Consider the following 349-nt stretch of genomic DNA (forward strand, 5'->3'; position numbering starts at 1 on the left):
GCCGCCGTGCACGCCGGGGTCGACCCACCCACGACCTTGGGGGTGTTCTTGATCCCGTACACCGGGTTGCCCGGGTCCACCCGCTCAGGGGAGAACGCCAGGTGCACATCGGTGCCCACCGTCAGCCCCGTGGCCTCCAACGCCGGACGCACCAGCTCCTCGGTGGTCCCCGGGTAGGTCGTGGACTCCAGCACCACCACCATCCCCGCCACCAGGTTCCGCGCCACCGCCGCGGTCGCCGCACGCACCGGACCCAGATCCGGACCCCCATCAGCCGACAACGGCGTCGGCACACAGATCACCACCACCCGCGCCCGACCCAGCACACCCTCATCGGTCGAGGCACTGA

1 pseudogene is annotated in these 349 nt (G+C 71.3%); it reads right to left on the reverse strand.

The features are described from left to right. A pseudogene (locus tag N869_RS16170) lies at positions 1-326 on the reverse strand (nucleotide sugar dehydrogenase); the annotation flags it as partial. Between the last annotated feature and the right edge of the window lie 23 nt (positions 327-349).

This window comes from Cellulomonas bogoriensis 69B4 = DSM 16987 (genome assembly GCF_000767165.1).
In the GTDB taxonomy this organism is placed as follows: domain Bacteria; phylum Actinomycetota; class Actinomycetes; order Actinomycetales; family Cellulomonadaceae; genus Actinotalea; species Actinotalea bogoriensis.